General features: G+C 52.0%; 27 protein-coding genes. 17 read left to right on the forward strand and 10 right to left on the reverse strand.

Annotated elements, in window-relative coordinates:
• Positions 1-13: 13 nt before the first annotated feature.
• Positions 14-901: a YicC/YloC family endoribonuclease gene (locus ACJJIW_RS06720; RefSeq protein ID WP_282930633.1), complete on the reverse strand. Its 888-nt coding sequence runs from the start codon at positions 899-901 to the stop codon at positions 14-16.
• Between the two features lie 109 nt (positions 902-1,010).
• On the opposite strand from ACJJIW_RS06720, the gene rph reads away from it, so the two are divergent.
• A complete protein-coding gene (gene rph, locus ACJJIW_RS06725; protein WP_282930634.1) occupies positions 1,011-1,730 on the forward strand; it encodes a ribonuclease PH in 720 nt (239 codons plus the stop codon).
• Positions 1,731-1,792: 62 nt separating this feature from the next.
• On the opposite strand, the gene ACJJIW_RS06730 is transcribed toward rph, so the two are convergent.
• Positions 1,793-2,560 (reverse strand): exodeoxyribonuclease III, encoded by a 768-nt coding sequence (locus ACJJIW_RS06730; protein WP_282930635.1) that lies wholly within the window; start codon positions 2,558-2,560, stop codon positions 1,793-1,795.
• A gap of 114 nt (positions 2,561-2,674) precedes the next feature.
• On the opposite strand from ACJJIW_RS06730, the gene pyrE reads away from it, so the two are divergent.
• Both pyrE and ACJJIW_RS06740 read left to right on the forward strand, forming a co-directional pair.
• Positions 2,675-3,328, forward strand: coding sequence for an orotate phosphoribosyltransferase (gene pyrE, locus ACJJIW_RS06735; protein ID WP_282930636.1), 654 nt, complete (start codon positions 2,675-2,677; stop codon positions 3,326-3,328).
• Positions 3,329-3,375: 47 nt separating this feature from the next.
• Positions 3,376-3,972 carry a hypothetical protein gene (locus ACJJIW_RS06740; RefSeq protein ID WP_282930637.1) on the forward strand — a complete coding sequence of 199 codons (597 nt, stop codon included), beginning with the start codon at positions 3,376-3,378 and terminating at the stop codon, positions 3,970-3,972.
• A 63-nt stretch (positions 3,973-4,035) separates the two neighbouring features.
• Here the strand turns inward: ACJJIW_RS06740 and slmA are convergent, their stop codons facing one another.
• From slmA to coaBC, 4 genes are all read right to left on the reverse strand, one after another.
• A complete protein-coding gene (gene slmA / locus ACJJIW_RS06745; RefSeq protein WP_108735025.1) occupies positions 4,036-4,644 on the reverse strand; it encodes a nucleoid occlusion factor SlmA in 609 nt (202 codons plus the stop codon).
• 111 nt (positions 4,645-4,755) lie between these two features.
• Positions 4,756-5,673, reverse strand: coding sequence for an acetylglutamate kinase (gene argB / locus ACJJIW_RS06750; protein ID WP_282930638.1), 918 nt, complete (start codon positions 5,671-5,673; stop codon positions 4,756-4,758).
• Positions 5,674-5,821: 148 nt separating this feature from the next.
• Complete coding sequence (locus ACJJIW_RS06755; RefSeq protein ID WP_444936965.1) at positions 5,822-8,194, reverse strand: phosphomannomutase/phosphoglucomutase; 2,373 nt, start codon at positions 8,192-8,194, stop codon at positions 5,822-5,824.
• Positions 8,195-8,259: 65 nt separating this feature from the next.
• Entirely contained in the window at positions 8,260-9,465 is a 1,206-nt protein-coding gene (gene coaBC / locus ACJJIW_RS06760) for a bifunctional phosphopantothenoylcysteine decarboxylase/phosphopantothenate--cysteine ligase CoaBC (protein ID WP_282930641.1), read from the reverse strand.
• Between the two features lie 148 nt (positions 9,466-9,613).
• On the opposite strand from coaBC, the gene radC reads away from it, so the two are divergent.
• From radC to ACJJIW_RS06795, 7 genes are all read left to right on the forward strand, one after another.
• Positions 9,614-10,288, forward strand: a complete 675-nt coding sequence (radC, locus tag ACJJIW_RS06765; RefSeq protein WP_282930642.1) for a RadC family protein — start codon at positions 9,614-9,616, stop codon at positions 10,286-10,288.
• A 215-nt stretch (positions 10,289-10,503) separates the two neighbouring features.
• Entirely contained in the window at positions 10,504-10,740 is a 237-nt protein-coding gene (rpmB, locus tag ACJJIW_RS06770) for a 50S ribosomal protein L28 (protein ID WP_020413982.1), read from the forward strand.
• A 36-nt stretch (positions 10,741-10,776) separates the two neighbouring features.
• Complete coding sequence (gene rpmG / locus ACJJIW_RS06775; protein WP_020413983.1) at positions 10,777-10,932, forward strand: 50S ribosomal protein L33; 156 nt, start codon at positions 10,777-10,779, stop codon at positions 10,930-10,932.
• 97 nt (positions 10,933-11,029) lie between these two features.
• Positions 11,030-11,845, forward strand: coding sequence for a bifunctional DNA-formamidopyrimidine glycosylase/DNA-(apurinic or apyrimidinic site) lyase (mutM, locus tag ACJJIW_RS06780; protein WP_282930643.1), 816 nt, complete (start codon positions 11,030-11,032; stop codon positions 11,843-11,845).
• Between the two features lie 71 nt (positions 11,846-11,916).
• Positions 11,917-12,069, forward strand: a complete 153-nt coding sequence (locus tag ACJJIW_RS06785; protein WP_282934619.1) for a DUF5993 family protein — start codon at positions 11,917-11,919, stop codon at positions 12,067-12,069.
• An 11-nt stretch (positions 12,070-12,080) separates the two neighbouring features.
• Positions 12,081-12,629 carry a disulfide bond formation protein B gene (locus ACJJIW_RS06790; RefSeq protein ID WP_282930644.1) on the forward strand — a complete coding sequence of 183 codons (549 nt, stop codon included), beginning with the start codon at positions 12,081-12,083 and terminating at the stop codon, positions 12,627-12,629.
• A gap of 83 nt (positions 12,630-12,712) precedes the next feature.
• On the forward strand, positions 12,713-14,305 hold the full coding sequence (locus ACJJIW_RS06795) for an amidohydrolase (RefSeq protein WP_282930645.1): 1,593 nt from the start codon (positions 12,713-12,715) through the stop codon (positions 14,303-14,305).
• Positions 14,306-14,351: 46 nt separating this feature from the next.
• Here ACJJIW_RS06795 and ggt read toward each other — a convergent pair whose 3' ends face one another.
• From ggt to rsmD, 3 genes are all read right to left on the reverse strand, one after another.
• Entirely contained in the window at positions 14,352-16,076 is a 1,725-nt protein-coding gene (ggt, locus tag ACJJIW_RS06800) for a gamma-glutamyltransferase (RefSeq protein ID WP_444936966.1), read from the reverse strand.
• 62 nt (positions 16,077-16,138) lie between these two features.
• Positions 16,139-16,615, reverse strand: a complete 477-nt coding sequence (gene coaD, locus ACJJIW_RS06805) for a pantetheine-phosphate adenylyltransferase (RefSeq protein WP_282930647.1) — start codon at positions 16,613-16,615, stop codon at positions 16,139-16,141.
• 86 nt (positions 16,616-16,701) lie between these two features.
• Positions 16,702-17,292, reverse strand: coding sequence for a 16S rRNA (guanine(966)-N(2))-methyltransferase RsmD (rsmD, locus tag ACJJIW_RS06810; RefSeq protein ID WP_282930648.1), 591 nt, complete (start codon positions 17,290-17,292; stop codon positions 16,702-16,704).
• A gap of 505 nt (positions 17,293-17,797) precedes the next feature.
• On the opposite strand from rsmD, the gene ftsY reads away from it, so the two are divergent.
• The 6 genes from ftsY (at position 17,798) to trmB (ending at position 22,901) form a co-directional block, all read left to right on the forward strand.
• Complete coding sequence (ftsY, locus tag ACJJIW_RS06815; RefSeq protein WP_444937353.1) at positions 17,798-18,748, forward strand: signal recognition particle-docking protein FtsY; 951 nt, start codon at positions 17,798-17,800, stop codon at positions 18,746-18,748.
• A 36-nt stretch (positions 18,749-18,784) separates the two neighbouring features.
• On the forward strand, positions 18,785-19,471 hold the full coding sequence (ftsE, locus tag ACJJIW_RS06820; protein WP_282930649.1) for a cell division ATP-binding protein FtsE: 687 nt from the start codon (positions 18,785-18,787) through the stop codon (positions 19,469-19,471).
• On the forward strand, positions 19,452-20,468 hold the full coding sequence (gene ftsX / locus ACJJIW_RS06825; protein ID WP_444936967.1) for a permease-like cell division protein FtsX: 1,017 nt from the start codon (positions 19,452-19,454) through the stop codon (positions 20,466-20,468). The genes ftsE and ftsX overlap by 20 nt, the downstream gene beginning before the upstream one ends.
• A 222-nt stretch (positions 20,469-20,690) precedes the next feature.
• Complete coding sequence (rpoH, locus tag ACJJIW_RS06830) at positions 20,691-21,545, forward strand: RNA polymerase sigma factor RpoH (protein WP_282930650.1); 855 nt, start codon at positions 20,691-20,693, stop codon at positions 21,543-21,545.
• Positions 21,546-21,653: 108 nt separating this feature from the next.
• Positions 21,654-22,031 carry a DUF423 domain-containing protein gene (locus ACJJIW_RS06835; protein ID WP_444892371.1) on the forward strand — a complete coding sequence of 126 codons (378 nt, stop codon included), beginning with the start codon at positions 21,654-21,656 and terminating at the stop codon, positions 22,029-22,031.
• An 84-nt stretch (positions 22,032-22,115) separates the two neighbouring features.
• On the forward strand, positions 22,116-22,901 hold the full coding sequence (gene trmB, locus ACJJIW_RS06840) for a tRNA (guanosine(46)-N7)-methyltransferase TrmB (RefSeq protein WP_444936968.1): 786 nt from the start codon (positions 22,116-22,118) through the stop codon (positions 22,899-22,901).
• A gap of 73 nt (positions 22,902-22,974) precedes the next feature.
• Here trmB and ACJJIW_RS06845 read toward each other — a convergent pair whose 3' ends face one another.
• A complete protein-coding gene (locus ACJJIW_RS06845; RefSeq protein ID WP_444936969.1) occupies positions 22,975-23,985 on the reverse strand; it encodes a hypothetical protein in 1,011 nt (336 codons plus the stop codon).
• 202 nt (positions 23,986-24,187) lie between these two features.
• Between ACJJIW_RS06845 and ACJJIW_RS06850 the strand changes: the two genes are divergently transcribed.
• Complete coding sequence (locus ACJJIW_RS06850) at positions 24,188-25,126, forward strand: outer membrane beta-barrel protein (RefSeq protein WP_444936970.1); 939 nt, start codon at positions 24,188-24,190, stop codon at positions 25,124-25,126.
• The last annotated feature ends 26 nt before the right edge of the window (positions 25,127-25,152 follow it).

Here is a 25,152-nt window from a genome sequence, read left to right on the forward strand (position 1 = left end):
ATGCTCCAAAGTGTTACTCGATATTTTGTACTTGCTCGCGCATCTGTTCGATCAGCACCTTGAGCTCTACCGCAGCTTGGGTTGTGTCAGTGACCACAGATTTTGAGGAGAGGGTGTTGGCTTCGCGGTTAAATTCTTGCATCAGGAAATCCAGCCGCCGGCCAATTGAACCACCGCCGGCTAAAACCCGGCGTGTTTCGGAGGTGTGCGCACTGAGGCGGTCGAGCTCTTCATCGACATCTGCTTTCTGGGCCAACAGGACGATCTCCTGCTCAAGCCGGTCCTTGTCAAGCTCCACTTGCAATTCTTCCAGGCGGCTGCGCAGCTTTTCCCTCTGTGCCTCAAGAATTTGGGGAAGCAGCTCTCGAACATTGGCGACTTGTGCTTCAATCCCGATTAGGCGGGCTTCAATAAATTTGGCCAGCTCAGCGCCTTCGCGCTCGCGGTTTGCGCGCAGTTGCCCGAGTGCCTCGCGAAAAGCTTCTACTATCGTTGCGGATTGCTGATCGGTATCCGCCTCTGGCTCTCTGATAACGCCGGGCCACTGCAGAATTTGCAAGGGGTTTAGCGGCTGAACATCCTCGCCATCCGCTACCTGCCTTGCCGCTTGAATCAGTGCCTGGGCAAGGGGTTGGTTGATTTCCAGACCTGTATTTTCGGCGCTATTAGCCTTTAGGCTCAGGGTCAGTTCAATTTTGCCTCGGGATAGTGTTTTACGCAGAGTATCGCGCAGCTGTGTTTCCAGAGGACGAGCGGCTTCGGGCAAACGGAAGTGTGGCTCCAGGTAGCGATGGTTGACCGAGCGCAACTCCCAGATAGCGGTGCCGCTTGCGTAATTGGCCTCGGCGCGTCCAAAGGCTGTCATGCTGCGCACTTTGTTCTGTTCCCGTTGACTGGCCATAGCTGATCCCCTACAGGCGTATTAATCGGCCCGGCATAATAACACAGCGTTTGGATCTCGATGCTGGGGTATATAATGCGGGGCTTTCATTCAATATTTGAGGTGGACTATGCAGCGTCCCAGTGGCCGCGCCCCTGCGCAATTGCGCCCGGTAAAAATTACCCGCAACTATACCCGTCATGCGGAGGGATCTGTGTTGGTGGAGTTTGGTGATACCAAGGTTTTGTGTAATGCCTCTCTATCCAGTGAAGTCCCAAGGTTTTTGCGCGGCCAGGGTAGCGGTTGGATTACTGCAGAGTACGGCATGTTGCCACGCTCCACAGGTTCGCGCATGCCCAGAGAGGCGGCTAAGGGCAAGCAGAGCGGGCGTACTGTGGAAATTCAGCGTTTGATTGGTCGCTCATTGCGGGCGGCAGTAGATCTGGAGAAGCTGGGTGAGAACCAGATCACCGTAGACTGTGATGTTATCCAGGCTGATGGTGGAACCCGAACTGCAGCAATTACTGGTGCTTGTGTGGCACTGGTTGATGCGCTCCGTCATATGCAGCGAGAGAAGATTATTGCCGAGGATCCACTTAAGAACATGGTTGCAGCTGTGTCGGTGGGTATTTATCAGGGAGAGCCCCTATTGGATCTGGACTATCCGGAAGATAGTTCAGCGGATACAGATATGAATTTGGTCATGGCTGCTGACGGCGGTATGATCGAGGTTCAGGGCACGGCCGAGGGCGAGCCGTTTACCGAGAAACAGTTTGCTCAGATGTTGGGACTGGGCAAGGCGGGTATCGATGAGTTGATCGCACTACAGAAGCTGGCTTTGGACGAATAAAGTCGGCACTTCCCGAATCCAGCCCCGCTTTTCAAGGGAGAGGGGCTGGAAGTTGATGCAAATCAGGTTTCGATTTCGTAGTCCATAATCACCGGCAAATGGCTGGAGAACTTCACATTTTTATTGATGGCACCGTACTCGATACGATTTTTCAGGCCATGTGAAACAATCTGCATATCGGTACGCCACCCGTCCCCTTCTCCGACAGTGCCGCTGGGCCACCAGCTAAATTCATCGGTGTCTTTTACCACACGCCGAAAAGCATCGACATAACCAACATCGTTGAAAAGTTGGTCAAGCCAGCGTTGCTCGTGACGCATAAAACCGGGGGAGTCTTGATGATCCTGCCAGTTTTGCACGTCGGCACGACGGTGAGCCATGCCCCAGTTACCACAGAAGATAAAGTCGCGGCGTTTGCGGCTGATTTTTAGCAGGTGCGCCTGCATATCTTCAAAAAACTGAACTTTTTTATCTAACGATGACTCATCGGAAGCTACTGGCGCAAGTAGGGAGCCAATACTCAGGCGCTCAAAGTCCGCTTGTAAATAGCGGCCGTACATATCTTCACCATTCGCAAAACCCATACCAAATATTATGGCCTTGGGTTGACTGCGGGTGTAGATCGCCACACCGTTCTCGTGGGGAGTTCCCGAGTCGAAGAAATAACTGTAATAACCGTCGGGATGAAATATTGGATGGTCCAGTTCGGGCTCGAGAGAGCGCAGGTCCTGAAGGCAGATGATGTCTGCGTCCTGCTCTGCCAACCAATCGTAGAGACCGCGTTGTGCGGCCTGATGAACGCCGTCTACCGACAAGCTCACTATTCGCATTATTAGCCCCTTACCAGCGGACTGTGTATCATTAGAAACATTATATGCATGCCTACCCCCGGGAATGCTACGGGGAGGTCTCCCTTCACCTTAGCCAATAGTTAACAATTTTCCATGCAGCAATATCAGCGCGATTTTATCCAACTTGCCCTGGATCATCAGGTCCTGTGTTTTGGCGACTTCAAATTGAAGTCGGGCCGTCAAAGTCCGTATTTTTTCAATGCCGGTCGCTTTCATACCGGTGCTGCACTGGCAGCGCTGGGACAAGCTTATGCCGAGGCGATTATCGCTTCGGGAGTGGAGTTCGATGTCATTTTTGGACCGGCCTACAAAGGTATACCGCTGGGTGCGGTGACTGCTGTGGCTCTGGCCCAAAAAGGGATCGATAAGCCTTTCTGTTACAACCGGAAAGAAGCCAAGGATCACGGTGAAGGCGGAACCTTAGTAGGTGCGCCGCTTAATGGCAAGGTTTTGATTATCGATGATGTCATTACTGCAGGCACAGCAGTGCGTGAAGTGATGCAAATTATCGAATCTCACGGTGCAGAAGCAGCGGGTGTTGTGATCGGCCTCAACCGCCAGGAAAAGGCCAGTGAAGATTGTGAATTCTCCGCTATCCAGCAAGTTGAGAGACAGTACAATATCCCAGTGGTCGGCATCGTACAGCTAGACGATGTGATCAGCTTTCTCGAGCAGGAGTCGAAAGATAGCGATACTCTGCAGAAAATTGTGGACTACCGGCAGCGCTACGGTGTCGCGGGTCAATAGATTTTGCCCCCCCGAATCGCGGGCCGATTAATACAGAGAGTAGAGCGATGCGAATCGCCCCTATAGCGCCTTTATTGATCAGCACCCTATTGCTGTTGTCTTTAGAGGCATATGGTAACAATGGCCGTGTTTTGTATCGATACACTGATCACCAGGGTGTCTTGGTGATAAACGATGCTATTCCGCCGGAATTTGTTCCGAATGGCTATGAGATTCTTACTCTCACTGGTCGTGTGGTTGATGTGGTTGCACCGCAGCTCAGCCCCGAAGAGCACCAGGCCCAGCTTAAGTTGGAGGCCCAGCGCAAAGCGGATCGCAAGCTGCTTAAGCGTTATAACAGTATTGCGGATATTGAGAGTGCACGGTCGCGCAAGCTGGCAATCGTTGAGCAGGATATGGCGATCATGCGTTCAAATATTGGCAGCCTGCGCCGACAAATTGCTCAAGAGGAAGCCTCTGCTGCACGTACGCAGCGGGGCGGTCGAGAGGTGTCTCCCGAGTTGTTGCAGAGAATCGTGGACCTGCAAAAAGAAATGGAGGTACTTGAAGAACGCCTTAACCGACGCGCGACCGAGATGGATACCATAGGAGCAGATTTCGATAAGGCGGTAGCCCGCTATACGGAACTTACCTCTGAGAGTTAATCAGTTTCCAGGTATCTAAATTTCCCAGGTGGGCTGCTACTAAAAGCCCACCTGAAGAAATCATTATCTGGCTGCAGCTACCGTCTCACGGAAGAATCCAGCTGTTAACACGGGCCACTGTTCAGCCCAATACTCTGTAGGCTTCCGCTTAAAGCCGCTGCGTACATATTGCACGATACGCCCCTCTGCGCTGGCCAGCAGCAGATTGGCAGCACCACCGAGAGGTAGGGTCGGGCGAAGGTGCTCACGCAATTCGGCTTCACGCAAGATCTGCCTGATCTGGGTTTCCAGCCGATCAAACAGCTGCAGGATGCGCCCGTGCAGCCTCTCAGTTTCGCCGGTAAGTGCATCGCCTGTAAGCAGGCGAGTTATGCCGGGATTGCGCTCACAGAAGGCCAGCAGGAGCTGCAGAATTTTCTGGCAGCGATTGAGGGCTGAGGGCTCTTCCTGCAGGATCATTGCGATACGGCTGAAGATTGTCTCCTCAATAAATTCGATCAGCCCTTCAAACATCTTGGATTTACTGGGGAAGTGACGATATAGCGCGGCTTCAGAGAAACCGACTTCCTTGGCCAGTGCTGCTGTTGTAATACGTGCGCCAGGGCTGACTTCTAGCATATGTGCTAGGGCTTCCAGGATTTGTTGACGCCGATTGATTTTTTCGCTGCTCATTGACTGCCTTTGGTCCGCTTGGGGGGCGGAATTTAGTTTTGCTCTTGTCGTCTTATTTTGACGGCGGCAGAATCCTACCGATTCGCCGGGCTGTCTTCAATTGCCAAGGGCCTAGTGGTCCATAGTTTGCACTTCATTGTTGGTAATCAAAGTGCCTACACCTCGATCAGTAAATATTTCGAGCAATATGGCGTGGGGGACACGGCCATCAATAATATGAGCAGAATTTACCCCGTCTTGAACGGCGTCCAGAGCGCAGGCAATTTTCGGCAGCATGCCGCCATAGATGGTGCCATCCTGAATTAAGTTCTCTACCTCATTGGTGCTCAGACCGGTGAGAACTTCTCCCTCCTTATCCTGCAAGCCCGCAACATTGGTTAGTAGCATCAGTTTCTCTGCTTTCAATTGCTCGGCAATTTTTCCGGCGACGAGATCGGCGTTAATATTGTAAGAGAGCCCATTGCCGTCGACGCCAATAGGGGCAATAACCGGGATAAAGTCGCTGTGAACCAGCATATTGATCACATCAATATTAACTTTCTCGACTTCTCCCACCTGGCCAATATCTATGATTTCAGAGGCATGCAGCCCTGCACTCTCATTTTTCCGCGTTAACTTGCGCGCCTTGATAAGCAGACCATCCTTGCCTGTAACACCCACAGCACGCCCCCCATTTTTATTGATCAAGTTAACGATCTGCTTGTTGACTGTTCCCCCTAAGACCATTTCTACAACATCCATGGTTTCGCTATCGGTGACTCTCATCCCATCTACGAAGCGGGACTCAATACTGAGTTTGTCTAGTAATTGCCCAATTTGAGGACCGCCGCCGTGCACGACTACGGGATTCATACCCACTAGCTTCATCAGGATAATATCTCGTGCAAAGCTGTTTTGTAGCTGCTCATCCACCATGGCGTTACCGCCGAACTTGACCACAATGGTTTTGCCCGTAAAGCGCTGGATATAGGGCAGAGCTTCATTGAGAACCTGGGCACTTTTCAACGCAGAGTTTAGATCTAGGGACATGGACAGTTCCTTACACAGGGCGATAGACAGGCAGGCAAGCAAGGGTGCGAACCTGAGTCGCCAAAGATTCAAAGCAAATGTGGTGGATTGTTTACTAAGCAACACGGGCTGTGCCTAGTGGCGACAGCTTTTGTGCCGCCTTTTTATCTTAATCGAGCAGTTGCCAGTCGGGTACTACAATCGCAGGAGCAATTTTTTTAAGTTGCCCCATCACTTCTGTACGGATACGTTCAAGGGCTTGTTCGCTTTCGGCCTCAAAGCGCAGAGTCAACGCACTGGTGGTATTGGAAGCACGTATAAGTCCCCAACCGTCGGAAAATTCTATACGTAGCCCATCGATGGTGTTGACATCAGCATTGCTAAAATTCCCTTTCTCGCGCAGCTGTTCAATCAACGAGAATTTCTCAGTTTCTTCAACAGGTAGCAGGATTTCGGGGGTGCTGTACATTTTTGGTAATGTATCGAGGAGTTCGTCAAGGCTCTGTTCGCGCAGTGCCATGATCTCAAGCACCCGTGCGGCTGCGTAGAGGCCATCGTCGAAGCCAAACCAACGGTCTTTAATAAAGATATGCCCTGATAGCTCGCCGCCCAAGATAGCTTTGGTCTCCAACATCTTGGCTTTCATGGGGGAGTGACCAGTCTTCCACATAATCGGGCGGCCACCATATTGGTTGATTAGCTGGGATAAACTGCGGCTACTTTTAACGTCGAAGACAATATTTTCTCCAGGATTTCGCGCGAGGATATCCCTTGCTAATAACATAACCAGTTGGTCGGCCCAAGCGATACGACCGCTGCTTGAAATTAAGGTAACACGATCGCCATCACCATCCAGAGCTACGCCCAGATCTGCACCGGTAGCCAGTACTTTTTCAGTGAGGGCCTCGAGGTTTTCAGGCCTGGAGGGGTCCGGTGCATGATTGGGAAAGTTGCCATCTACTTCACAATATATCGGTGTTACGGCACAGCCCAATTGCTCAAACAGGCGGGGTGCTAAATTAGATGTAGCACCATTGCCGGCATCGACAACCAGATGTGGTTGTCCAGCGAGAGCGACATTGTTGAATACCTCATCGACATATTTATCGGTGATTTCTTGTTCCCGGTTAACACCCTCGCCGCTTTTAAGCGAGCCTTTCTTCATTAATTGGTAGAGCCCCTGCAGCTTGTCTTCCGCCAGGGCGCGACCTTTCAGCACGATTTTAAAGCCGTTGTATTCTGCTGGATTATGGCTAGCAGTAACAATGACCCCGCTACTGGTGTTTTTTCCCTTTGCGCAGGCGTAATAGAGCAATGGCGATGGAATCAAACCGAGGTTGATAGAGTTACAGCCACTATCAAGAATCCCCTCAATCAGGCATTGGCTAAGAGCTTCGCTGCTATTGCGTCCATCCCGGCCTACTAGCAAGAGATGTTCACCGGCGTGCTGTGCCAGGGTGCCAAGCGCTCTACCCAGCTGATAGGCAAAAGGTTCATTGATTTCCTGCCCGGCGATTCCACGGATATCGTAAGCGCGGAAAACATGCTGGGGATACTCATTGGTAAGAGACAGGTCGGATTTATCAACACCACTTTCTGGAAGGTTCTCTGAGCTATTTTCCTTTTCGCTTTCTGAACTTTCCGAGTCAGAGTCTGAGATACTCGGTGCTGAGGCCAAACTCTGCGGTAAAAAATCTGTATTGGGAGTCTGTGCAGTCCCCCCATCAGAGTTTTGTGGATGTGCTTTATTTAGCTCGTCACCACTAGCCTCCTTACTCCTTTCCCATGGGGCTCTTGAATCGCGGGGTAAGAATTTGAGCAGGGCGAGCAGACTTGCCAATATCCCAGCGCCAGCACCAATGTAAATCCAGGATGTGGGCAGGCTGTGCTGTTCGACAAAGGCTTGGGAGGGACTGAAGTGAAGGCTTAAATAGCTGTCGTCAAGTTGCTCCACAGTGTTGTAGCCTTTTCCTTTACCGGCGCGCCACAGTGTTTGTCGGTGGGCATCGGGAAATTTCTGCATCAACTGAACTTGTCCATTACTACTGCCCAGGTTTTTTAAAATATTTTCCAGCACAGAAAAGGGTTGGGTAGCCAGTAGCTGTTCATTTTCCAAATTAATAACACTATGTAATTGCCAGCTATTTTCCATACCTGTACGCAGTACTTCCATTGGTTGCTCAGGTGTTCCCTGGCCGCGCTTTAACAAGTCAACTAGGGCAAAGTTGAGGGGGGGATTTTTCCCAGAGCCTACTCGAACCTGTTCAGAAGAAAAGGCCTGGAGGGATACCTGCTCAGGTAGTTTGGCAGATTCAATCAGTATTGCTGCAGGGAGTTTCCTTGACTCCAGGGCCTGCAGGCTTTTTGAATAGCTTGTAATGTAAGACTGCACTATCTCAGCTAGTTCGGCAGTTTTTTGTTTGGCAGCTAACTCAATCTGCGAATGATTATGTGGCATTACAAGGTATTGGGCTAATAGATATGCGCCGCCCAGCCAAGCGACAACTATTAACAGTGATGGTAAAAGCAACCCTTTATGCATGGTACCGCCTGGTTTCTTTTTGTTGTTGGAGACCACAGATATCCCTATTTTGTGCGTAAATTTTGTTACACAGCCCTAGAGGCAATGAGTTCAATGAGTTGTCGGGCCAGGTCGGTCTTTAAAGCGGGAGCTAGTTGGCTCTGACCGTCGGTATCGATCACGGTGACAGCATTGTGATCGCTGTTAAATCCAGAATTTGGCTGGCTTACATCATTGGCAATAATCATATCGAGGTTCTTTCGGCGGAGCTTGCTTTGAGCATGCTCAAGTACCTGTTCAGTCTCAGCGGCAAATCCAATGGTAAAAGGCCGCAGCTCGGTCCGTTTGGCAATGGCCGCGACGATATCGGGGTTTTTGATTAGGGCAATTGCATCATCATTTTTCCCGTCTTTCTTTTTGATTTTTTGCTCAGCGACCTGGGCCGGGCGGAAATCGGCAACGGCTGCTGCACTGATAAAGATATCGCAGAGGTCGGCAGCATTTATTGCTGCTTCATACATATCCTGGGCGCTGACAACATCAATACGATTGACCTTCGGCGGCGTATCCAGATTGACGGGACCGGCAATCAACGTTACGTCGGCGCCGGCACTCTGCGCCGCAGCAGCCAGGGCGAAGCCCATTTTTCCAGAGCTGTGGTTGCTGAGAAACCTCACGGGGTCAATGGCTTCCCTGGTGGGGCCGGCAGTGATTACTACCCTGCGGTTCTGCAGTGAGTGGCTTGTGTGAAACAGGGCTTCAGCGTGTTCCGCCAGATTTTCTGGTTCTAGCATACGGCCGGGACCTACGTCGCCACAGGCCTGGCTGCCTGCGCCCGGGCCCCAGAATATGACTCCGCGCCCCTTCAGGGTCTGAGTATTGGCTGAGGTAGCTGCGTGGCGCCACATGGCTTGGTTCATGGCTGGTGCCAGGGCCAGGGGGGCTTCACTGGCCAAGCAAAGGGTGGTTAGAAGGTCATCAGCCATACCGGCGGCCAACTTCGCGATTACCTGGGCACTGGCTGGAGCAATCAGGATAAGGTCAGCCCATTTCGCCAGTTCGATATGACCCATGGCGGCTTCTGCCGAGGGGTCCAACAAGTCTGTATGCACCGGATTACCGGATAGCGCCTGAAAGGTTAGTGGCTGTACAAACTCTCGCGCCCCGGCACTCATTACCACCCGGACTTCTGCGCCGCGCTCTTTGAGCCGGCGAACCAGGTCGGCACTCTTATAGGCGGCAATTCCACCGCTGATACCTAAAAGTATGCGTTTGTCGGCCAGAGAGGACATAAATGCTGTTTCCGATTTGGTGCGAGCCGGTAAGATTAGCATTTCTGCGTCGTTTCTTATAAGACAGCAGTAGCGCCTTGCCGGTGCTGAGAGGAAAAGGTGTTCAGTAGATGTGCGATAGATAAGTCACGGACTAACTGGGCTACAAATGAAAATAAAAGATTGGCCCGCAGGCGAGAGGCCTCGGGAAAAGCTGTTGGAGAGAGGGGCTGAGGCTCTGTCGGATGCAGAGCTATTGGCAATTTTTCTGCGTGTGGGGCTCCCCGGCCTCTCAGCCGTGGATTTGGCCAGGGGGCTTCTCAATGATTTTGGCGGCTTGCGCCCTCTGCTGGAGGCTGAGCGAGACGGTTTCTGCCGCGCGCGAGGGCTCGGCGATGCCAAGTTTGCCCAGTTGCAGGCGGCGCTGGAAATGGCCAAGCGGCACTTGGCGGAAACCATACAGCACGGCAGCGCACTGTGCAGTCCCGGAGCTGTCAGGGATTACCTGGCAATCCAGCTTAGGCACCGGCGCAGGGAAGTGTTCTGCTGCCTTTACCTGGATAATCAACACCGGGTAATTGCTTTTGAGGAGTTGTTCGAGGGGACTCTGAATGCGGCGAATGTCTATCCGCGTGAAGTAGTACAGCAAGCGCTGCTGAAGGGAGCTGCGGCGGTTATTTTGGCGCACAACCACCCGTCTGGTGTCAGTGAGCCCAGCCAGGCAGATATCTGGATTACCGAGCGTTTAACCCAGGCGCTAGAGCTGGTGGATATCAAAGTTCTGGATCATTTGATCGTCGGTGAGGGCAAGGCGCTATCCTTTGCAGAGCAGGGATTGATGTAAAGGCGTCGTTCCCGGCGTTGAAATGTTGTACAAAACTTGCTCCCTACGGGCTCTTTTGGTATAAAACGCCGCTCTTTGCGGCCGGGCCAGATTCTGCACAGGTTCCGCCGCCATCCAGGAACCGGATTAGAATCCCGATTTTTATGTTCCCGCACTACCCTTTCCTCTTCAGGATTGGCGCCATGCGGGCACAAGCGTTTTGAAGAGGCCAACAGATGTCCAAGGTATGTCAGGTAACCGGTAAGCGTCCGGTCACCGGAAACAATGTATCCCACGCTAAGAACCGCACCAAGCGTCGCTTCGTGCCGAACCTGCACAGCCACCGTTTCTGGGTTGAATCCGAGAAGCGTTTTGTGAAGCTGCGTGTTTCCGCGAAAGGTATGCGCGTTATCGATAAGAAAGGTATCGACGCTGTCTTGACTGAGCTGCGCGCCCGCGGCGAAAAAGTGTAACGGCTGTAGCCCAGCTAATAGATTGGAGATAGAGCAATGCGTGAGAAGATTCGTCTGAATTCCAGCGCCGGTACTGGCCACTTCTACACCACTACCAAAAACAAGCGCAACATGCCTGAGAAAATGGAGATCAAAAAGTACGATCCCGTTGTACGCAAGCATGTAATGTACAAGGAAGGCAAAATCAAGTAATTGCCTACCGCTACTGTACAGAAAGCCCGGTTTTAACCGGGCTTTTTTGTGCGTATTGGAAACTGAGCAGCCAGTTTACACAGGGTAACTCCAGACGATGCCAGAGCTCCCAGAAGTAGAAACCACTCTCAGAGGCCTGCAACCTCACCTGGAGGGGCACAAAATTCGCTCCGCAAAAGTGCGCCAGCATCAATTGCGCTGGCCCGTGGAGGCAGACTTTGAGCGCCGTATCCGCAATGCTCGGATACTGAAGCTGGAGCGCCGGGCCAAATACCTACTGGTGCATACTGACAAGGGCTGCGCTATCTGGCACCTGGGGATGTCTGGCAGCTTGCGTATGGTCGAGGCTGCACGGGCACCGGAAAAGCATGATCATATCGACTGGCGCCTGGATAGTGGTCTCACACTGCGTTACCGCGACCCGCGCCGTTTTGGTGCCCTACTGTGGACGGTAGCGGACCCTCTGACCCACGACTTACTCAGCCACCTGGGCCCAGAGCCTCTCTCGGAAGAATTTAGTGGTGACTATCTGTTCGAGACTTCGCGCAAGCGCAAGCAATCGGTCAAAACCTTTATCATGGATGGCCGTATCGTTGTGGGGGTGGGCAATATTTACGCCAGTGAATCTCTTTTCCTGGCGGGCATTCGCCCAGATCGACAGGCCGGTTCTATTTCCAAAGTCCGATACCAGCGCTTGGCTGAGTCCATAAAGCAGGTTCTCAGTCAGGCGATCGCCCAAGGTGGGACTACCTTGCGGGACTTTATCGGCGGCGATGGAAAACCAGGTTATTTCGCCCAACAACTAAATGTTTATGGCCGTGCGGGTGAGCCCTGTCCCTCTTGTGGCCGAGCAGTTAAAGATATGGTATTGGGTCAGAGAAATACCTTTTTCTGCTCTAGCTGCCAACGTTAAATCGCATCCTTCTGGCAGCTTTAGGCAATACTAATATCATCGTATTGTCGATAAGGAGCTGCTTAGTGGTCATGATATTGCCTTTTCTTACGGTCACCCTGTCGATTTGGGCCGTTTGGAACGGTCGTCGCCGCTCCGCAATGGGCTGGTGGTTGTTGACCCTACTGATCTTCATTATGTGGTGTGGATATCATATGACGCGAGCATTGTCGCTGTCTTTCTAGGGACCGTACCCATGATGGTGTTTATGGTCAGGAGGCTGGATAGCTTGGCGCTGTTAGCGGTAAGCATAATCCTATGGATTGCCTTGATCATGGAGTTGGCATTTCATCAACACCCCTGCCCCCTCTGTCTTTTACAGCGTGTTGCCTTTGCCATGATTGGCATGGGATTAATGCTGAACCTGCGCTTTAGTATTCGTGCAGAGCATTACGGCGTTGTTATTCTTTCGTGTCTAGCCGGTCTCGCTGCTGCTGTCAGGCAGGTATTGCTGCATATCACCCCTGGCGATCCAGGGTTTGGTAGCCCAGTATTTGGCTTACATTTATACACTTGGTCTGCGCTGATTTTCTTTGTCTTACTGATCTACTGTGGCGTTGCATTAATGTTTGGTTTTAAGCGGCGAAGTTTTGCCACCAGAGAGTTCACTTTGATTGAAAAGTGCATTGCCATCTCGTTCTTTACTGTCGTGTTGGCCAATTTCGTCGCGGTTCTCCTCGAGTGCGGTTTGGGTCCCTGCACCAGTGGGTCATTTGGGTATCACTGGTTGTGGTCTCGAAGTTAGGCACACAAATGTGTCCGAGCTTTCTACACTTTTCCTGATAAGACCCGAGTATCGGGAATTGCGGAAAACTGTGAGGAGTCCCTATGCGCCTGGCCTGCCTGCTCATTTCACTATTGTTAATTGCTTGTGAACGAGCTGAATCTCCCTCGCCGGCCGCCAGTGTTGAACCCGCCCAGCACGTTTTAAGGAATGCGTATATCTATACCGTCGACCCGGCCCGCAGTATTGCCTCGGCAATGGCTATCCGCGATGGGCGCATTGTTTATGTGGGTACAGATCGGGGGGCAGAAGCCCTTGTAGGAGAGGGAACAAAGGTCACTGATCTCAGTGGAAAAATGGTATTGCCCGGTTTTATTCAGCAAATACCTGATGTTGGTATCAGTGACAGTTTGGATTTATCCACATATAAAACTGTAGAGGGGTATGAGAATAGCGTTCGTAAATTTATTCAGGCCAACCCCGAGAAGCAGCTTGTCGTCGGCAGCGGCTGGCGTCATGTTATTTTTGCACCACACAGACCACATAAAGCAATATTGGATCAAATAAATGATTTGATCCCCATTATTCTTTTCTCAGAAGATGGCGCCAGTGTATGGACTAACTCTGAAGGTATTGCCGCAGCTGGGATTGATATGGAGTCTAATTTTTCTGAGGGCGGTAGGATCGAAAAAGATGAAGATGGTCTTCCCATCGGTATTTTTCATGGTCGTGAGGCGGTGGAGGTTTTTTCCCGTCTGATACCCGTAAATAATGAGGGGGAAAAACCAACTCGAAGTTTTTCAGAGATTAAGAATATTGCGGCCAAGAGAGGTGTAACTACTTTTTTTCAGGCTGTAATGCCGCTCAATGATTTAAATAAATATCTCAGCGCCTTCGATCGCCCACTATCGTCAGAGAAATTGAGTTTGCGTATCCGAGCATCCTTTGAAATAGCGATGGATGTCACTGGTAAGAAACTTAGAGAATTGCAGAAGGTTGCAGAAAAATATTCCAGTGATGATTTCAAGATCAATTCGGTCAGCTTGAAAGCTGACAAGGTAGGTTTAGGTGATCAACGTGATTCAGGCCTATCGAGTGAACTTATTTCCAGGATAATTACTCGTGCTAATTCACATAATTTCCAGTTTTACCTGGATGCTAAGCGTAATAAAGAGTTGGCAGCTCTACAAAAGCTCATACAGATATCCCTGGATGGTGGCAGGGAGTTGGGATTGCGTAACACCCTGCTTAATATTAGTTCGGATAATGCTGGGAGTGTATTGTCAGCTGATAAGGAAAAACCGATTTTATTGCTGTCAGTAGCAGCGCGCTCAAAAGTTTCTCCAGATGATAAAAGTTACTTAACTGAAAGTCGAAAATCTAATACAGAGCCTCGTCATATAGCCGTGGTTATGGACTCGGGATATGTTGCCGGGCGAGAGGTGTCACCAATCCAGAACATCCATGCTGGAGTCAGTAACCAGATATCATTGGAGACAATGATTGAAATGTTCACTTTTACCGGTGCTGTTACGAATCACCTGGAGCGGGATACCGGTAGTTTGGAGGTGGGAAAGTGGGCGGACTTTATTGTTTTGGACAAAAACCTGTTTTTAATTCCGCAGCGAGATATTGGTAGTGTCCGGGTGATACAGACTTATTACAAAGGTCAGAAAGTCTATGACCGCAGGCGCTAAGGAGAGGAAGAAACCGAGGGGAAGTGCGCCCCTCGGTTGATCAATGTTAACGCCCTTGGGCGCTGCCCTCGCGGCGGGGGTCGGCTCCCCCGTACAGCTTGTTATTTTGCAAAGCGATTGCATGGATACCACTGTTGAGGCCCCTTTCGACAACCTCGTGCCCACGGGCTTCGAGTTTCTCGATAGTATCGGAGCTGAAAAAGCCGGGCTCCAATTCGACCCTCTTACCGATTGCACCGATATTTCCCGCAGAAATCGCTTCGGCAATCGGCATATTCAAGCCCAGATGGTAGAGAATGGTGCGCGCGGTGTAGTCAATAATTCGTGAGCCGCCGGGGGAACCCACCAGAAGGCGCATGCTGCCATCTTTATTGAAAACGATGGTGGGGGACATGGAAGAGCGTGGTCTCTTGCGCGCTTGAATGCGGTTGGCCACCCGCTCCCCACTACTGTTTTTTGGAGTGAAGGAAAAATCGGTGAGCTGGTTGTTGAGCAGGAAGCCCTTCACCATCAGGCGCGACCCGAAGCCGGTTTCAATACTGGTCGTCATACTGACACCATTACCGTAGCGGTCGACAATCACTAAATGACTGGTGTTGGGCAACTCTGGCGACTGGGCCATCACCCGCTTCACCCCGAGTTCGGCTGGGGTACCCGGAGTCGCAGCTGTGGCAGAGTCCGGGTCGATTAACTGCGCGCGGCGAGCCAAATAATCCCTGGACACCAGTGATTTACTGGGTACTTGGACAAAGTCGGAATCACCGGAGTAGGTGTTGCGATCGGCAAATGCCAGTTCCGAAGCTTCGATAAATAAGTGGGTGAGCAGATCACTGCCAGGCTCGAAGCGCTCCAGTGGGAATTGTTGCAGCATGCCCAGAATGCCGCCTACTGTGGTACCTCCGGACGACGGGGCATCCGCACCGCACACACGATATTCGAGAAACTCCGAACACAGGGGCTGGCGCTCCTTGGCCCGGTAGCTAACCATATCTTCGAGGCTCAGGAGCCCTGGGTTGGCACTGTCATAGCGCACAGCTTTGACGATAGCCTTGGCAATGTCGCCGTGATAGAAGGCATCCGCACCGCCCTGGGCAATGGCCTCCAGGGCTTCCGCGTAAGCTGGATTCTTCAAGTTGTGACCCACCGGCAGGGGCTTGCCATCACTGTTGAAGAAGTAGCTGGCAATTTCCGGTCGAGCAGCCACCTTCGGCATGCGCAGTAACAGCTGGTGAAGGCGCGGTGATATCTGAAAGCCGGATTTGGCCAGGTGTATGGCCGGCTGAAATAACTGCTCCCAGGGTAACTTGCCATCGCGCTCGTGAGCCATTTCCAGCATTCGCACAACACCGGGAACGCCGACCGAGTAGCCGCCGATTACAGACTCAAAAAATGAACGCGGCTTGTTGTCGCGGATAAAGTAATTTTCGTCTACCTGAGAGGGGGCTGTCTCGCGCCCGTCGTAGTACTTGAGCTTCTTTGCCGCAGCGTCATAGCTGAGCATAAATGCCCCGCCACCAATCCCGGAGGATTGTGGTTCTACCAATCCCAATACCATCTGAGCGGCAATGGCGGCGTCCACAGCGCTGCCGCCCCGGGCGAGAATCTGCTCGGCAGCCCGGCTGGCATGGGGGTTGGCAGTGACTGCCATATAGAAGTTGGCCGTTGAGGACTTAACGGCAGTGCGACCGGTATCAAACTCCGGTTGTGGTTCATCGGCAAAAGCGAAAGCGGGACTCAGAACCAGTGCAAAGGCGGCGAGAAAGTTGCGCACGTAACACTCCGCGGATTGTGGATAAATCCGCTCGAGTGTATCAGAAATAGCCAGATTCAGGCTTAACGAAATTTCTCTTCCAGCGCGCTTTGTACAGCAGCCGGAACAAACTTGGTGACATCGCCGCCCAGGGAGGCAATTTCACGTACTAAAGAGGATGAAATGTAGGACAAATGTTCTGCCGGTGTCAGGAACAGGCTTTCCATATTGGGCGCTAACTGGCGGTTCATATTGGCCAGCTGGAACTCGTATTCAAAGTCGGACACCGCGCGCAGACCGCGCAGTACGCCATAAGCATCTACTTGGCGCACCAGGTCGGCGAGCAGGATATCAAACCCAATGACTTCGACATTGGGCAGGTGACCGAGAACTTTTTGTGAAAGTTCTACCCGCTCCTCTAAGGTGAACAGGGGGTTTTTGCGATTGCTGGCAGCCACAGCCACGATAACGTGGTCAAACAAGCGGCATGCGCGCTCCACCAAGTCCAAGTGACCATTGGTGATGGGATCGAAGGTTCCGGGATAGACGACTTTTTTCATACGCCAAGGCTTAAATGCGGGCCGAATGGGATGCGAATGGTAAACAATTTACGGCTAAGGTCAAAACCGAATCTTTTTATTCTTCCCTAACCTGCCGGGCCAGCGCGACGAAACAAGCGCATACACACCTGTCCCGCACGTTTTTCTTTTTCCTGTTCCCAGCCTGGTATTGATGCAACCACTGTGTCTCGCGGTGTTTCCACATAGATTAATGCATCCTGCGAAAGATGGCCGGACAGGGCGCCTAGAGTTGCCTGCCAAAGATTGTCGGCAAAAGGGGGATCGATAAATACGAGGTCGTATTTACTTCCATTACTTCCGAGGAACTCTTCTGCACTACAGTTATGGACTTTGGCTTCCCGGGCATTTAACTGTTTTAACTGTTCCGCCAGGGTTCGCGCAGCGCGAGTATTCAGCTCGACAAAATCTACCGAGCCGGCGCCTCGGGATAGCGCCTCCAGACCCAGGGCTCCTGAACCGGCAAAGAGGTCCAGGCAGCGGGCGTCGGGCAGGTAGAACTGTAGCCAGTTAAACAGAACCTCCCGCAGTCGGTCGCCGGTAGGTCTCAAGCCCTCCACTGGGGCAAACTGTAATTTTCGCCCGCGCCACTGTCCGCCAATGATGCGTAACTGTGAAAGGTTTTGCGGGCTTTGCTTTCGGGATGAACTTCTGGCCAAGGTAACTCTCTACTGGGGGCTTAGCGATGCTAAGATTAGCGTCTTTCTGCAAGCGGTACATCCGGACATACGAATGATTTTTGACTTCCTGCGCAAAAAGAAGAAGCGCAAGCCCGAACAAAGTGAGCCCCAGCAATCCCAGGCGGAGGTCACTGCTGCGTCTGAAGAGGAATCATCGGCGCAGAGCCCAGAGCCTTCAGCGCTAGAGCAAGAGCCCTCAGCGCTGGACAAAACGCCCTCAGACATAGAGGAAAAGTCGCCTGCCCAGGGAGAAACCTCCGCTCTGGAGGAGGCAAAGGTCCCTATCGATGTACCCACTACCCCAGCTTCTGCCCCCCAAGAGGAAAGTGCCGGCTGGGCGCAGCATACTGATGCGGCGGGCGAGCCGGAGGCCGTTGTCGAACCCTCACAGGTGGTTGCAGCAGAGCCTGTAATAAAAGAAGAGGCCGAGAAGCCAGCCCCGATTCAACCCGAGCCAGCTCCAAAACCCAGAGCCAAAGAGCAGCTGAAACCGGAAGCCAAAAAGAAAGAGGGCTTCTTTGCGCGTATTCGTCGCGGCCTCAACCGCACCAGCAACCAGTTTGTCGAGGGGATGGGAAACCTGTTCCTCGGGGCCAAGGAAATCGATGAAGATCTGCTGGAAGAACTTGAAACACAGCTGTTAATGGCAGATGTGGGAGTTGAGGCCACCAGCGAGATCGTCGAGCGCCTGACCGAACGGGTATCCCGTCGGGAACTGGCCGATGGCGATGCACTTTACAAGGCATTGCAGCAGGAGCTGGCTGACTTACTCGATAGTGTTGATGCTCCCCTGGAAATCGATATCAGCAAGAAGCCTTACGTCATTCTGGTAGTGGGCGTAAACGGTGTGGGTAAAACCACAACAATCGGCAAGCTGGCCCACCGCTTTCTCGGTGAAGGCAAGTCAGTGATGTTGGCTGCCGGTGATACATTCCGTGCCGCAGCAGTTGAGCAGCTGCAGGTTTGGGGGCAGCGCCACGATGTACCGGTTGTAGCGCAGCATACCGGTGCCGATAGTGCGTCAGTTATTTTCGATGCGGTTCAGTCTGCCCAGGCGCGCGGCGTTGATGTGGTAATTGCCGATACCGCCGGGCGCCTGCACACCAAATCCAACTTGATGGAGGAGTTGTCCAAGGTGCGCCGGGTGATGGGCAAGCTGGACCCCAGCGCGCCCCACGAGGTGCTGTTGGTACTGGATGCTGGCACTGGCCAAAATGCGATTAACCAGGCCTCTCAGTTCCGTGAGGCGGCCGGCGTTACTGGCTTGGTGCTGACCAAATTGGATGGTACTGCCAAAGGCGGCGTTATCTTTGCCCTGGCTCGTCGTTTCGGTATCCCGGTGCGCTTTATCGGTGTGGGTGAGCAGGCGGAAGATCTACAGCCATTCCGCGCTCGTGAGTTCGTATCCGCCCTGTTTGGCCGCGATAAGGCCTGATAATTCGCCTAGGAAATAACAAGAACAACAGAAGCCGTGATCACTTTCGATAATGTGAACAAGCGTTACGCATCGGGGCAGGATGCCCTGGTGCGAGTCAGCCTGGAAATCCCCCGTGGCGATATGGTGTTTCTAACCGGTCACTCCGGTGCGGGTAAAAGTACTTTGCTGAGACTCCTGACCGCGATTGAACGCCCTACTAAGGGCAGTATTCTTGTCGCCGGACAGAATCTCAACCGCCTGCGCAATGGCCAGATCCCCTACTACCGCCGCAATCTGGGTATTGTCTTCCAGAATCACCAGCTGCTATTTGACCGCAGCGTTTTTGACAATATTGCCCTGCCCTTGTCTGTTGCTGGTTGCAATAAGCGCGAGGTGGGGCGTCGGGTTCGCGCAGCCCTGGATAAGGTTGGCTTGCTGCACAAGGAAAAGCAAAATCCCATTATGTTGTCTGGTGGTGAGCAGCAGCGGGTTGGGATTGCCCGCGCAGTCGTTAACAAGCCCGCGATATTGGTTGCCGATGAGCCCACCGGCAACCTGGACCCAACACTCTCGCAGGAAATCATGCAGTTATTCGCCGACTTTAACGCAGTGGGAGTTACGGTGCTGGTGGCGAGCCACGACTTGGAACTGATTGCACGGATGCGCCGACGGGTATTGACCCTACAGGCTGGCCAACTGATATACGACGGAGTTCCGAGCCGTGAAGTACACCCAAGCTAAAGCGCAACGGCAGGCCAACCCTGCCGCAGACAAACGTGTGCGCAGCACCGGCGCTGTTGTTGCACAAACAGGGTTGGGCGATCGATGGAATAGCTGGTTGGGGCATCACCGTGAGATGGCCGCCGACTCTGTCAGTCGATTTTTTAGCGCACCGATGGCCAGTGCAATGACGGCGCTGGTGATTGCTATTGCCCTGGCCCTGCCGGCGGCATTGCAATTGGGCCTGTTGAATTTCCAGCGCGCGGTGGCTGGTTGGGATGGGCAGCCACAAATTTCTGTTTTTCTACACAAAGATGCGAGACAGGCTGCGGTTAATTCCCTGGCCGACAAATTGCGCAGTGACCCCGCTATCGCGGAGGTAACTTATGTCTCCCCGGAAGATGCCCTGGCAGAGTTTGAACAGGCCTCGGGGCTTGGGGATGTATTGGTTGGCCTGGATGCCAACCCCCTGCCGGCAGTGCTGTTGCTGCGGCCAAGGGATGCGAAGGACGGCGATAAACTACAGGCTTTGGTGGAGAATCTGAGAGCCCAGGCACTGACGGATTCAGTGGTCTTGGATCTTGCCTGGGTCCAGCGCCTCGCCCAGATCACCGAACTGGGACAGCGTCTCTCCGCAGGTCTAGCCCTGTTATTGGCGCTGGGAGTGGTATTGGTGGTGATCAATACCATACGACTGCATATCGAAAGTCGTCGGGAGGAGATCCTGGTAGTAAAGCTCGTTGGCGGCACTAATGCGTTTGTGCGACGGCCGTTCCTTTACAGTGGCATTTGTTATGGGCTATTTGGCGGGTTGTTGGCGTGGCTGTTGCTTACAGGTGGTGTGGCTATGTTGTCTGGGCCAGTTGAGAGTCTGTCATCAAGTTATGGCAGCAGCTTCGAACTGAGAGGGCCGGGCGCCAGTTACTTCTTTCAATTAACTTTGGGGGCCTCCTCGCTGGGCCTATTAGGGGCTTGGTTTGCGGTAGCGCGACACACTCGCAAGATAGAACCCCGCTGACCGTTCAGTCTGATCAAGAAGGGTAAAGTGTTCTGGCAAAGGGAACCTGAGGCGTAAAAAGCCCCTCTAATTCCGCGAAATACAACAGAATACGGTAGTTGTTGGCGGGCTTTCTCATCTGCCCGTGCAAGTGCTACACTGAGTCCAGCTTGTCGCCGGATACAGTATCCGCCGGCAGCGGCCGGTAAGATCGGCCGACTAATAATGACAGGAGAGACCTGAATGGGAACCAGCCTACAGCCAGTGCATACGCTGTCTCCGGGCGCCAACCTGGGAGCTTATATCCAGACCGTCAGTGGTTTTGACGTACTGACCGCTGAACAGGAAAAGCACCTGGCAGAAGACCTCTATTACCGCGAAAATCTCGATGCTGCACGCCAGCTGGTCATGTCACACCTGCGCTTTGTAGTGCATATCGCCAAATCTTATTCCGGCTACGGGCTCAATGAAGCCGACCTGATTCAGGAAGGTAATGTCGGTTTGATGAAGGCCGTCAAACGCTTCAATCCCGAAAAGGGAGTGCGCCTGGTATCCTTTGCGGTACATTGGATTAAAGCTGAAATCCACGAATTTATTCTGCGCAACTGGCGTATTGTCAAAATTGCCACCACCAAGGCGCAGCGCAAATTATTCTTCAACCTGCGCGGTCAGAAGAAAAAACTCGCCTGGTTGACCAATGCAGAAGCTAAAGCCGTCGCCAAAGACTTGAATGTGGATGTTACCCAGGTCCATGAAATGGAAGGCCGCCTGGCTGCACACGATGCGGCTTTTGATGCGGGTGTCGATGACGATGACGATACCGCCTGGCAGGCACCGGCTCACTACCTGGAAGACCGCAGTTTTGATCCGGCCGCCCAGCTTGAGCGGGATAACTGGCAGGAAACCAACTTGACCAGCCTCGCTAGTGCCATGGCACAACTGGATGATCGCAGCCGCGATATTATTCAGGCCCGCTGGCTCAGTGAGGAGAAATCCACATTGCATGAGTTGGCTGATAAGTATGGTGTTTCCGCTGAGCGAATTCGCCAGCTGGAAAAAAATGCCATGAAGAAAGTGCGTGCTGCTATGGAAGCCTAAATCGGCATTCTGGTACACGGGTAGAAAACCGCGCAGTAGCGCGGTTTTTTTTGTCCCGCCTGTTACAGGCATACCTGTTACCACTGGGTAAAACAAAAAGGGAAGGTAATGGCCAAACTCTATCTGCTGCTGTGTGCATTCTTTGGCGCCAGTGGCGTGGCTCTGGGGGCGTTTGGGGCTCACGGCCTGCGCGGTAAAGTGGCAGAGAACCTGTTAGAGGCCTATAAAACCGGAGTCCAGTACCAGATGATTCATGCCCTGGCGCTGTTTGGTGTGGTGCTGCTAATGCAAAACTGGGGAAACCGTTTATCGCTGACCCTGAGCGGTGCTCTTTTTATTTTCGGTATTATCTTCTTCTCCGGCAGTCTCTATGCCCTGGCACTGGGAGGCCCCCGATGGCTAGGTCCAATCACCCCTCTCGGCGGGCTGATGATGATTGCCGGTTGGGTAGTCCTGTTTTTTGCCGCATTTAATTTCTCTAAGTAGCCACCTTTACTGGGCTTACACTCAGATACCGAGCCCGAACAAAACATCAAGATATAAACCGTTTCGCATAAGAGGTCGCGAACAATGCAAGACGAATCTGCGGAAGATTTTCCCTACCGCACAGAATTTAAGAAGAAATCTATCCGCAGCTATGTGATTCGCGCGGGGCGAATGACAGAGGGGCAGCGCAATGCCTTTGACAATTATTGGGGGCAGTATGGGCTCTCCCTATTTGACGGACCTTTGGATCGCCAACAGGTTTTTGGCCGCGAGGCGCCACTGGCGTTAGAGATCGGTTTCGGTATGGGGGATTCCCTGCTGGCCATGGCTGAAGCCGAGCCAGATAAGGATTTTATTGGTATTGAAGTACACCCGCCGGGGGTTGGCCGGTTGATCAATAATGCCGGCAAGGCAGGTATCAAAAACCTGCGTGTTTACATGGCCGATGCGGTCGATGTCCTAAACGATTGTATTGCCGATGGGAGCCTGGATCGTTTCCAGCTGTACTTCCCTGACCCCTGGCACAAGAAGAAGCACCACAAGCGCCGGATAGTGCAGCCGGAATTTGTTCGCCTGATTTGCAGCAAGTTAAAAACCGGCGGTCTTATGCATATGGCGACAGATTGGGAAAATTATGCCGAGCATATGCTGGAAGTATTGCAGGGGGAAAACCTGCTAGAAAATACCGCCAGTGAGGGTGATTATGTTGCCCGGCCAGAATGGCGCCCAGAGACCAAGTTTGAGCGTCGAGGGCAGAGACTGGGGCACGGTGTTTGGGACTTGGTATACCGCAGGTTACCTGGTGAAGCGCTGCCGCTCACTGCCTCTGAAGTAGATGCGTCAACCGCTGAAGAGTCCAAAGGCGAATAATTCGCACTGACGATCGATGCATGCCACCGGTGCCAATATGGTATCAGTGGCATGCAATAGTCCACTTCTATTGTTAGAAAAACTCATTCCAGTTTTTCTTGGCGGCTTCCCATCGGCGCTTGTCTTCGACAACATTCAGGTTGCGGATGGTGTTACTGTCGTAAGCCATCCAATCCGACAGTTCAATATTATTTTGGGTGCCCGCAAAATAACGCATACGAAAGCGGCGAATAAATTGGTTGGGAATAGCCATAAAGGCAACTTCACGTCCCCGGGTGACTGTGGAAACCTCTACGCACTGGTGGTTTCTTTTATCGAGCTCATAGATAAAACCAGTAGTGGCTAAGTCACCCTCATTTGTTCCATGCACAAAATAATACCTAGTCGGGCAATAAGTTTTATTGTGCCAGGCAAAGCGCGCAACAATATTTGCATTGGTAGTGGTTGAGATGACTTGGTTAGATGCTCCGGTACCCAGGTGCGGATCAAAGCGGCCATTTTGATTCATCCAGGGAAAGAACCCCCCGGCTTGCCACAGCTTTTGCGGTGGGCGGGTATCGCCTCGATATAGCAGTGTGGTCACCGTGTGTAAGTCAAAACCACTGCGGCTGAATCGGTAATTAAACAGTGAGAAAGGAACGTCCGTCTGGGATTCGATATTAGAGATTGCTCTTCTCTCAGAACCGAAGGCCTCACTGGCCTGGCGGTACCAACAGTATGCTCCTCCTAATAAGGCTAAAACTGCATCTTTTCGCCGTGTAATTCCATCAGTATCAAGTAGCTTGGAGGGTGTGGAAGGGTTGAATCCTGTAAGCCAGAGATATAAATTTTCTACCAGTACCTTGGTAACGCGGGTAATCCTTCCATAATCATTTGTGTGGATTTGTGCCGCTTGGCTTACCAATTGATCGATTACGGTTAATCCATCACTACTACGCTTGTGATACCACTTGCTCTCATTGTTGGAATTATTTTGAAAGTCCAGCGCATATTCGCGGATACTTTTGGGGACATAGCAAGTAGTTTGTATGTCTTGAGGTCGAACCAAGTTCCTCACATAGCTGTCAATATTGGGTGCCAGCACGGGTTATCTCTCCTGTCTTTATTGCTGTTTTTTACCACTAGCCGTCTATGCTTCTAGTGTGCTGTGACTTTCGAATTTTATTTCCGATAAGAACTGGATTCAGGAAGCACCACGAAAACAAAATCGAATTATTTTTATTAATAGATGTTGATGTTAATAATAATTTAGGGGGTTGATCAAGGAAGGAATCTCGGTGTTTCTGATGAGAAGGCGTGATGCTCTGCTCTCAATTCTCTATAGCCTGTTGTTTATCCCACTACTTACAGTTCCTGAAGTCCGTGCTGATTTTGTTGGAACATTGAACCTCTATGTTAATGGGGGTAAGCATTGGTTTGATGGTGATCGTCTAAAAGGCACGCCATTTCGTGGATTTGAAATGCGAGATACCTCAGGTGTCGGTGCCGGTTTTGGCTTTAACATGACAAATCATTGGGCGATGGAAGGGGTTGTCGACTATTTCGTCGTGAGTGTTGCGGATACGCCTGAGAAAGTAGATGTGTATAACTACCGCATAGATCTCCTATATCAATTTGGAGGGCAGTTCTGCGGTAACTTTTGTTGGCAGCCCTATGTCGCGTTTGGCCTGGGTGAATTGCGTATTAATTACGACCGGCGTTACCGTAAAAAACACTGGCATCCAGACGACCCGGAATATACCTACGACCCTGATCACCCCTACGACCCATACTACCCCTACCCTTGGGATTGTCGTAAGAAATTCTATGTCCCTGAGGATCGGCCAGACGGCCACCATTATCCCTACCCGCCCTACCATTGTGACTGGCATGACCGGCAAAACATGGTGAATGTGGGAATGGGAATTAAATATCACCTGGGGCCCCGCTGGCAGGCTCGCGCAGATATACGGCTTTTCCAGGGGGTCGAAGAAGGTGGTATCGATGGTTTTGCCAGCTTGGCGGTCGGCTATCAATGGCTTGAATATCCGGATTTTTGGTATGACGAAGATGCAGATGGTGTTATTGATGCCACTGATCAATGTCCGCAGACCCCAGTGGGAATCGATGTGCAATTAGATGGCTGTCCGCTGGATACAGATTTTGATGGTGTACCCAGCTATATCGATCAATGCCCAAATACACCGATTGGTATTGCAGTGGATGAATACGGTTGTATTCGTTAAAGATAAATAAAATCGATTTCTTCAGC

This window comes from Microbulbifer maximicatervae (SeqCode) (genome assembly GCF_052467815.1).